Below are 9,189 nucleotides of genomic sequence, written 5' to 3'. Positions count from 1 at the left end.
CTTTCGGCAAATCCAGATTAGAATCGACAGAAGAGATCCAGTAAAGTTTGTTCAGCATTTTATTTTCTCCTACAACATGGAAGATGATGAAATTTTCTTTCTCAATTTTAGAAACAGTTCCGTTGATTATTAATTCAGGTTTATCATTTTCACTTGTAGAATCGTCATCAACATTAACCATCTCAACAAAAATATCTGGGCACTCTTCCAGCAACCATTTAGCAATTATTTCACCTGCTTCTGATGTCTGCTCATTAATAACATCAATATTAAAATCTCTCTTCACTTCTTTAGCATAGGGCTGTACAGATTTTATCATACATAAGCCCAACTGCGTCTCTCTATTTTTAAGATTTGGTTTATCTGCTTTTGCTTTAGCAAAACATTCACAAGTAGCTTTAGCAATTTTACTCGTATATTCTTGTGAAAAAGCAGCAGTAGAAAATACCAAACCCAATAAAATAAGTATATTTTTCATCATTAAAATTAAATTTCTCAAAGATAAGAGAAAAATTAAAATCTTACTCTTTTTTTTATATTTGTAAAAAAGAAAAAATGCGCAAACCTCCTGTTCATAAAAGTTTTCTGAATGCTTTCCGGGGTATTTTTTTCATGCTTAAAACTGAAAGAAATTTTCAGCTGGAAGTTTTTGCCTTGCTTATCAATATTTTTTTGATTTTTTATTTAAAGCTTTCAAATATCGATACAATTCTTATTTTGATAGTTTCTTTTGGGGTTTTAGCTACCGAAATTTTTAATACTGCCATCGAAAAAGTTTGCGACATTATTCAGCCAGAATTTGATAAAAGAATTGGTTTTATAAAAGATATTTCTGCGGGAGCAGTTACTTTAATCGCAATACTTTCAGTAATTGTAGGAGTTACTGTGTACTGGAAATACATCTTTGGCTAAACCGTCATTGCGAAGAGCGAAGCGACGATGCAATCTTTTTTAAATAAATTCACACCACAAATTCCCGCAGACTGTTCAGATTCCAACAGACATTTGTGTCATTCGTGAAAAATTAATTTGTGTTATTTGTGTTTAAAAAATCAATTTAAAATCAGCATAATATTTTGATGTGATTCTATAATTTCTATTAAAATTTCAAATAAAGTCTGCCCTTTTCCGGCAATCAGCTCATCAAGTTTTTGCTGAATTAATTTCACATTAAAAACTTTCCCTTGTCTGATTTTGTTTTCATAAAATTCTTTAGTTAGATCAAAACCCAAAACCTCTTTTGATCTTTCTGAATTCACCCAGATAATTTCACCTTCAAATCCATACAGAATATCATCAAAACCATCCAAAGTCCCGACTTTCCAATCTTCATCTTTTAGAAAAAGCTGAGAAACCTCTTCATAAAAACCTTCTAAATTTGAAAAATGACTGCCATTAATGACAGTCATTTCTTTATTTGAATTATCGTTATTCATTTTTAATCTACTTGAAGTATTCCACTCCATTTTTAAAAATATTGTGGTAATTCGCAGTCGGAATATTCTTCATCAACCCTTCCGCAAAACGTTCCGGGTGTCCCATTCTACCGAATATTTTTCCACATGGACTCGTAATTCCTTCAATTCCGAACAATGAATTATTTGGGTTAAACGGCATTCCATGAGCAATATTTCCTTCTAAATCTAAATATTGAGTTGCGATCTGACCATTTTCATATAACTTCTGAATTTCCGCTTCCGAAGCCATAAAACGACCTTCACCGTGAGAAATCGGAATGGTGTAAACCTGATCTTTCATTCCCTTCAACCAAGGCGATTCATCATTCAATACTTTTACATTCACCATTTGGGAAATATGTCTTCTGATTGCATTATGGGCCAAAGTCGGAGAATTTTCATCTAAGTCTTTAATTCTTCCGTAAGGTAACAATCCAGATTTTACCAATGCCTGGAAACCGTTACAGATCCCTACAATCATTCCGTCTCTGTCAAGCAATTCATGAACGGCATTTCTCATCTTTTCATTCTTCAAAACATTCACGATAAACTTAGCAGAACCATCCGGTTCATCACCCGCAGAAAACCCTCCTGAGAATGCCAAAATTTGAGACTGTTTAATTTCTTCAACCCATGCATCGATGCTTTCATCAAGCAACTGATGATTGATATTTTTCAATGGTAAACTGTTGACTATTGCGCCTTCTTTTGCAAAAGCATTCAGTGTGTCATACTCACAGTTTGTCCCTGGAAACACAGGTGCAAAAACTCTTGGCTGAGCGATGCCATGTTTTTTAATAATGATATTTCTTGGATTGATTGAGTTTAATTTCTCATCAATTTCAACTGTAATTTTTTCTTTTTCAACCGTTGGAAAAAGATTTTCAAACGTATTTGTATTTGCTTCAAGTAATTTTTCGATTTTAAAATTCAAATTACTGATTTTCAAAATATTTGAATTTTCAACTTCACCAATTAATTGAAGATCCAGAGAACTTAATTCTTCAGTGGATTCAACGATGAAACTTCCAATGTTTTTAGCTAATAAAACACTCTCATCAGCAATATTTATTTCAGTTCCCAATCTGTTTCCGAAACTCATTTTTGCTAATGCAACTGCAACTCCACCTTCTTTGATCGTCTTCACAGAAACGATTTTTCCGACTTTAATATTCTCGAAAATGAATTCGTAAACTGCTTTCAATTTATCGTAATTTGGAAGGCCGTTTTCCTGCGAAATATGATTAAAGAAGTACAGTTTATTTCCTGCCTGTTTAAATTCCGGAGAGATCGTAAGCTCCCAAAAGTGAAGCCAAAGGTTTCCCCCATTTTTCAGAATTCTGACCCAATTTTTCAAAATATTCTTGAAAACTAAATCTGATATTCTTGTAATCGCCACCCATCGCAACGATCTTTGCAACACTTTCTACAACGGCGTAAGAAGCTCCCAATAGTGAGTTTTGCTTTGAAATTTCGGCATCGAAACCCCAACTTGCTAAAGAAACTGTTTCGATATTTTTTGCTCCGATAATTGGCAATGTTTGAACACTTCCTTCCATCAAAGTTTGCTGATATTTTCCACCTAAAGGCATCGCAACCGTAGTAGCACCAATCGATGAATCGAACATTTCCAACAAACCTTTTTGAGAAGCAACATTTTTATCGCTTAATATTTTTAAGAAATTCTCTTCGTTAAAAGTCTGTGCTTCTTCTTTCAATTCATTAAGATGTGTAATCTTAACTTTTTGGCTTTTAGAACAACCGTTTGTATCCAAAAACTCTCTTGATAGGTCAACAATCTTATCACCTTTCCAGAACATCTGCATTCTTCCTGAATTTGTTACTTTTGCAACTTCAACAGCCACAATGTTTTCAGCTTCACAGAATTTAATGAACTGTTCTTTATCTTTTGGTTCAACCACAACCGCCATTCTTTCCTGAGATTCAGAAATAGCAAGCTCAGTTCCGTTCAGACCTTCATATTTTAATGGTAAAACATCAAGATTAACTTCCAAAGAATCAGCAATTTCACCGATCGCTACAGAAACACCTCCGGCTCCGAAGTCATTTGATTTTTTAATCAATCTCGTTACTTCAGGATTTCTGAATAATCTCTGGATTTTACGTTCTTCAACGGCATTACCTTTCTGAACTTCAGAACTCATCGTGTGAATCGAAGTTTCGTCTTGTTCTTTTGAACTTCCGCTCGCTCCACCAACGCCGTCACGACCAGTTGCCCCACCCAAAATGATGATAGAATCACCAGCCTCAGGCTTTTCACGTCTTACCCAGTCTACAGGAACCGCTCCGGCAACGAAACCAACTTCCATTCTTTTTGCTTTGTAGCCTTCATCGTAGATTTCGGAAACCATTGTAGTCGCCAAACCGATTTGGTTACCGTAAGATGAATATCCGTTTGCAGCCTGTTTCGTGATTGTTTTTTGAGGTAATTTACCTAGCAAAGTCTGATCAACAGGCTCTAAAACATCAGCAGCACCCGTCAATCTCATTGCCTGAAAAACGAAAGAACGACCAGACAAAGGATCTCTAATCGCTCCACCCAAACAAGTTGAAGCCCCACCAAAAGGTTCAATTTCTGTCGGGTGATTGTGTGTCTCATTTTTAAATAATAAATACCAAGGTTCTTTTTTACCGTCGTATTCAGCTTCAATTTGAATGGTACAAGCGTTGATTTCGTCAGAAACCACCAAGTTTTCCAATTGACCTGTTTTATGGAAATATCTTCCGCAAACTGTCGCCAGATCCATTAAAGAAATTGGTTTCAATTCGCGTCCTAAGAATTTTCTTTTTTCGATGTAATCATTGAAAATCGTTTCCAATGTATGTTTAAACTGTCCTTCAAATTCGATATTCGATAATTCTGTTTCGAATGTTGTGTGGCGACAGTGGTCGCTCCAATACGTGTCTAAAACTTTAAGTTCAGTTTCTGTAGGATTTCTTTGTTCAGTTTTAAAATATTCCTGAATGAATTTCAAATCATCCAGACCTAATGCAAAACCATGATTGTTATAAAAGCTATTTAGTTCTTCAGTATTCCAGTTAATAAAGTTATCGTGAATCAAAACCTTTGACGGTGTTTCTTCCGCAGGAATATCTAAAATGGTTAAATCTTTTTCCTGAGATTCTACTTTATTGATTAAAAGGTCTTTGATTTTAACTAAATCGGCATCATTGATGCCATTTATTTCGATTAACTTTCCGCTTCTTACTTTAGATTGCTCATTTTCAGTCAATAAAGCGATACATTGTTGCGCAGAATCTGCACGTTGGTCGAACTGTCCGGGTAAAAATTCCATTGCAAAATAAATTCCTTTTGCCGGATTTTCTTCATGCAAAATATCAGTAACCGGATCAACGAAAGTGCTGTTAACTACCTTTTCGAATTCACCGTCATTTAATCCAAAAATATCGTAAACGTTGTATACCTTTACGCTTTGGATCGATGGAACCACCGCTTTTACTTCATCAAAAATTTTTGGACTTTCAACATCGAAAATTCCTCTTTTTTCTACGAAAATTCTTTTGTTCATTTTTATAGATATAAGATTTTAGACATCAGAAGTCAGACTTAAAATTCTAAAATCATTTTATTAGATATATTTTTATAACAAAAAATGCAGCCAAAAAGACTGCATAAAATTATACTTTAAGATCAGCCTCCAATCCTATTAAATCCTGATTAGCGTCAATGATCGGCTGAACTTCATTGGCAATGAATTCTTCCGTCTGAATTGGTGCAAAACCAATAAAGTTTTTAGGATCAAGAACTTCTTTTAATTTTGATTTATCAAGCTTTAAAGAGTCATCATTTAAGATTCTTTCGATAAGGTCGTTTTCTTTACCTTCTTCTTTCACTTTTTTGGAAGCTTCCATCGAATGAACTCTGATTACTTCGTGAATTTCCTGACGGTCACCACCGGCTTTCACTTCTTCCATAATGATATATTCTGTCGCCATGAAAGGAAGTTCTTCCATAATATGTTTGTTGATTCTGTTCGGATACACCACAATTCCATTCATAATGTTGTTCCAGATCAACAAGATTCCATCAACCGCTAAAAATGCCTGTGGAATTGTCAATCTCTTGTTTGCAGAGTCATCCAAAGTTCTTTCAAACCATTGTGTTGAAGCTACCATTGCAGAACTTGTCGTTAAAGACATCACATATTTTGCCAATGCTCCGATTCTTTCGCTTCTCATTGGATTACGCTTGTAAGCCATTGCAGATGAACCGATTTGGTTTTTCTCGAATGGTTCTTCAATTTCCTTAAGATTTTGAAGAAGACGTAAATCATTTGTAAATTTATGTGCAGATTGCGCGATATTTCCCAATAAAGCCACTACTCTTGCATCGATTTTTCTGTCGTAAGTTTGTCCGGAAACTCCGAAAACTTTTTCGAAACCGAATCTTTTTGACAATTCTTTATCTAAATGCTTAACTTTAGAATAATCTCCGTTGAAAAGTTCTAAGAAACTTGCAGCAGTTCCTGTTGTTCCTTTTACTCCTCTGAAACGTAAAGTTTCTAAGAAAAAATCAAGCTCTTCGATGTCAAGAACTAAACTTTGTAACCAAAGTGTCGCTCTTTTTCCAACAGTCGTTAACTGAGCCGGTTGGAAATGCGTAAATCCTAAAGTCGGTAAATCTTTATACTGAATCGCAAAATCAGAAAGATTTTTCATTACGTTAACCAACTTTTTCTTTAAAATTAAAAGTCCGTCACGGATCTGAATTAAATCTGTATTATCTCCTACAAAAGCCGAAGTTGCTCCCAAGTGAATAATTCCTTTTGCAGAAGGCGCCACATCACCATAAGCGTGAACGTGAGCCATCACATCATGACGGAATTTTTTCTCATAAGCTGCAGCTGCATCATAATCAATATTTTCTGCATTGGCTTTCAGCTCAGCGATTTGCTCGTCTGTAATTTCAAGACCTAAGTCTTTTTCGATTTCAGCAAGGGCGATCCAAAGCTTTCTCCAGTTCTGGAATTTATTGTTGTGAGAAAAGTTAAACAACATTTCTTCGCTTGAATAGCGTTCTTCCAAAGGATTTTTGTAGGAATTCATTCTTTTCTTTTACTTTTTTTAGATATGCAAAAGTAAGGTTTTTCAGTGAGAGATAAAAATCGTAAAGAGGGTTTTGAATTTTGTTTAAATTAAAGCTGATGGAGCTAATTTAATTTTGATCTTAATTCAAATAAATCCCGAAAAACCAAGTCCAAACAATTAAAATAATCTGCATCGGGATTCTTTCTTTGTAAAGATAACTCATTCCGGGACCTGAATAATCTGCTTTAAAAAGATTGACTTTCTTTCTTGATGAATCGATATTGGCAATAAATATGATGACAAAAAATAGGATCAATAAAATTGAAGTCAGCTCACGAATTGAAGGAATCATCAAACCAATTGCAGCGGCAATTTCTATTAATCCTGTAAAATAAACCCAAAACATTTTTGCAGGAATAAAATCAGGAATCATTAAAGCCATACCTTTTTGAAATTTAAAATGGGCAAAGCCTGTAAATAGCATAAAAACAGCCATTCCAAGATTGCCTGAGAAAAGAAAATTCCAGTCTCCCTGAAAGATTTTTGTTCCGATTAAAGCTAAAATAAATGTGATGAATAAGATCGTAAGTAATTTCATGATATTTGTTTTAATTCCTACAGATTTTCGCAGATGACTGAGGATATTTTTTTAAAATTAAATAAAAAAAGAGGTTTTTTGTAAAAACCTCCTGATATATAGTATTCGACTCTTATTATTTTGATTCAGCAAGATCTTTCACAATCTGCAAACCTTTTGTAAAACCTTCGTCCATGTGATCTTTCCATTCGCTTTCGGCCTGTACTTCTGCCTGAAGTTTTACCGTTCCATCATCAAGCGAAATCAGGAAATATTTTTCAAAAGAACCGTTCCACTCCATCACTTCCTTGCTTTGGGTATCTTCGTTTCCTTCTTTATCTACCATTCCCAAATGTTTAAAAATGATCTGATCGGGTTTTTCAAGACTGTCGATGGTAGAAACCATTCCTTCACCTTCCGAGTTTGTGAAATAGGTTTTCCCGCCAACTTTCCAATCCGATTTCATTACTGAAGCTGATTTGGGATTGAAAAATTTCGTCCATTCACTGTAAGTTTGGGGATTCCATAAAACCTCCCATATTTTTTCTTTTGGAGCATCAATAATGATGTCGTATGATAAATTTTCCATAATAATGATTTTTGAAATAGTTGATCGTTTTTGATTGTCGGTTGACAGTTTAAATTTAATTATTTAAAACTAAGTGATTTAAAGCTGATTTTCTGCAAGATTCTTTACATTCTGAAGTGCTGCGGGAAACTTTTCTTCAAAAAAATCTTTAAATTCGGATGAAGATTTAATGATGGCTTTCAATAGTGTTCCGTCTTCTTTTTCTTCCAGAATATAAGATTCTGTTGCGTCACCCCAATCTTGCGGAGTTTCTACGCCATCGTAGATTTCTCCCAAATGCAGGAAAGTCATTTCTTTATTGGGATCATTCTTTAAAACCCGACTGTACATTCCGTTATTATTGGGATCAAAAAATTTAATGATGCTGCCTTCATCCCAGGTTCCAACATAAAATGAGCCTTTTGTGAACGCGGAAGTCCATTGTCTGTAATGCATGTCGTCCCAAAGAACGGTCCATACTTTTTCGGGGCCTGCATCGATTTTTATTTCGAATTCTAAAATTTCCATAATTCTATTTTTAGGTTTAGGTTTAATGAAAATTATGCTTCTACAAAATCTTCGCCATTGCCTAAAATTTTAAGAAACATATGCCTCCTCTAAATCTTTAATTATAATTTTCTGCATCTTCATCATTGCCTGTACTACTTTCTGAGCTTTTACCTGATCAGAATCGCTCATCAGTTCGATCAGTCTTTTAGGTACAATTTGCCAGCTCATTCCGAATTTATCTTTAAGCCAGCCGCACATGCTTTCTCTGCCTCCATTTGCAGTAAGAGAATTCCAGAGATGATCTGTTTCTTCCTGATTTTCTGTCATAATAACCATCGAAATTCCTTCATTAAAATCAAATTGATGATCATAAGAATTATCCATACAAAAAAGAGAATAGCCGTTGATTTCGAAATGGGCATGCTGCACATTTTCCGGAACTTCATGATTTTCATCGCCCACTCCGTCTCCGTATTTCAGAACGTTTCCTATTTTTGAGTTTGGGAAAACGTCAGTGTACAGCTTCATTGCTTCCATTGCTTTGCCGTTATTTTCGTGAATAAACATCAAGGTCGGAATAATTTTCTGGTCTTCTTGTTTTTCGCCCAAATACAATTGCCACGTTACACCAAATTTATCTCGAACCCAACCATATTTTTTACTCCACGGATAAGAATCTAATGCCATCAAAGCGATGCCGCCTTCTTCCAACAGATCCCAATATTTCTGAACTTCTTCCTCAGTTTGGCACATTACCATAAACGAAACGGAAGCATTTTTTTTAAAATGAGGACCGCCATTTAAAAGCATTAATTTTTGCCCGAAAAGTTCAATATTTAAAACCATTGGCGTATCTGCTGTAATTTTTCCTCCAAAAATTTCACAGTAAAATTCGGCTGATTGTTTTGCATCACCGTCGTACCAAAGACACGGGAAAATATTGTTATTCATAGTTTTGAATTTCAAAAAATAAGTTTGATTTAATTTTAACTGATCCAATATAAACT

At 34.7% G+C, this 9,189-nt stretch carries 8 protein-coding genes and 1 pseudogene; 1 reads left to right on the top strand and 8 read right to left on the bottom strand.

Annotated features, from left to right (window positions below):
- On the bottom strand, window positions 1-481 hold a 481-nt coding region (locus tag AB4Y90_RS14380; RefSeq protein ID WP_441558231.1), incomplete at its 3' end, for a hypothetical protein.
- Between the two features lie 74 nt (window positions 482-555).
- Between AB4Y90_RS14380 and AB4Y90_RS14375 the strand changes: the two genes are divergently transcribed.
- Window positions 556-912: a diacylglycerol kinase family protein gene (locus tag AB4Y90_RS14375; RefSeq protein ID WP_441558230.1), complete on the top strand. Its 357-nt coding sequence runs from the start codon at window positions 556-558 to the stop codon at window positions 910-912.
- A gap of 140 nt (window positions 913-1,052) precedes the next feature.
- Here the strand turns inward: AB4Y90_RS14375 and AB4Y90_RS14370 are convergent, their stop codons facing one another.
- The 7 genes and pseudogenes from AB4Y90_RS14370 to AB4Y90_RS14340 form a co-directional block, all read right to left on the bottom strand.
- Window positions 1,053-1,436 (bottom strand): ribonuclease inhibitor, encoded by a 384-nt coding sequence (locus AB4Y90_RS14370; protein ID WP_441558229.1) that lies wholly within the window; start codon window positions 1,434-1,436, stop codon window positions 1,053-1,055.
- Between the two features lie 7 nt (window positions 1,437-1,443).
- Window positions 1,444-5,008 (bottom strand): annotated as a pseudogene (locus AB4Y90_RS14365) (phosphoribosylformylglycinamidine synthase).
- A 109-nt stretch (window positions 5,009-5,117) separates the two neighbouring features.
- Window positions 5,118-6,545, bottom strand: coding sequence for an adenylosuccinate lyase (purB, locus tag AB4Y90_RS14360; RefSeq protein WP_441558228.1), 1,428 nt, complete (start codon window positions 6,543-6,545; stop codon window positions 5,118-5,120).
- A gap of 121 nt (window positions 6,546-6,666) precedes the next feature.
- On the bottom strand, window positions 6,667-7,125 hold the full coding sequence (locus tag AB4Y90_RS14355; RefSeq protein ID WP_441558227.1) for a DoxX family protein: 459 nt from the start codon (window positions 7,123-7,125) through the stop codon (window positions 6,667-6,669).
- A 115-nt stretch (window positions 7,126-7,240) separates the two neighbouring features.
- Window positions 7,241-7,693, bottom strand: a complete 453-nt coding sequence (locus AB4Y90_RS14350) for an SRPBCC family protein (protein ID WP_441558226.1) — start codon at window positions 7,691-7,693, stop codon at window positions 7,241-7,243.
- Window positions 7,694-7,771: 78 nt separating this feature from the next.
- Window positions 7,772-8,200: an SRPBCC domain-containing protein gene (locus AB4Y90_RS14345; protein ID WP_441558225.1), complete on the bottom strand. Its 429-nt coding sequence runs from the start codon at window positions 8,198-8,200 to the stop codon at window positions 7,772-7,774.
- A 69-nt stretch (window positions 8,201-8,269) separates the two neighbouring features.
- Entirely contained in the window at window positions 8,270-9,133 is an 864-nt protein-coding gene (locus tag AB4Y90_RS14340) for a VOC family protein (protein ID WP_441558224.1), read from the bottom strand.
- Between the last annotated feature and the right edge of the window lie 56 nt (window positions 9,134-9,189).

The organism is Chryseobacterium sp. 2TAF14, assembly GCF_052115105.1.
In the GTDB taxonomy this organism is placed as follows: Bacteria; Bacteroidota; Bacteroidia; order Flavobacteriales; family Weeksellaceae; genus Chryseobacterium.
The sequence above is the reverse complement of the archived record's forward strand: the minus strand, read 5'-3'. Positions and strand labels throughout refer to the sequence as shown.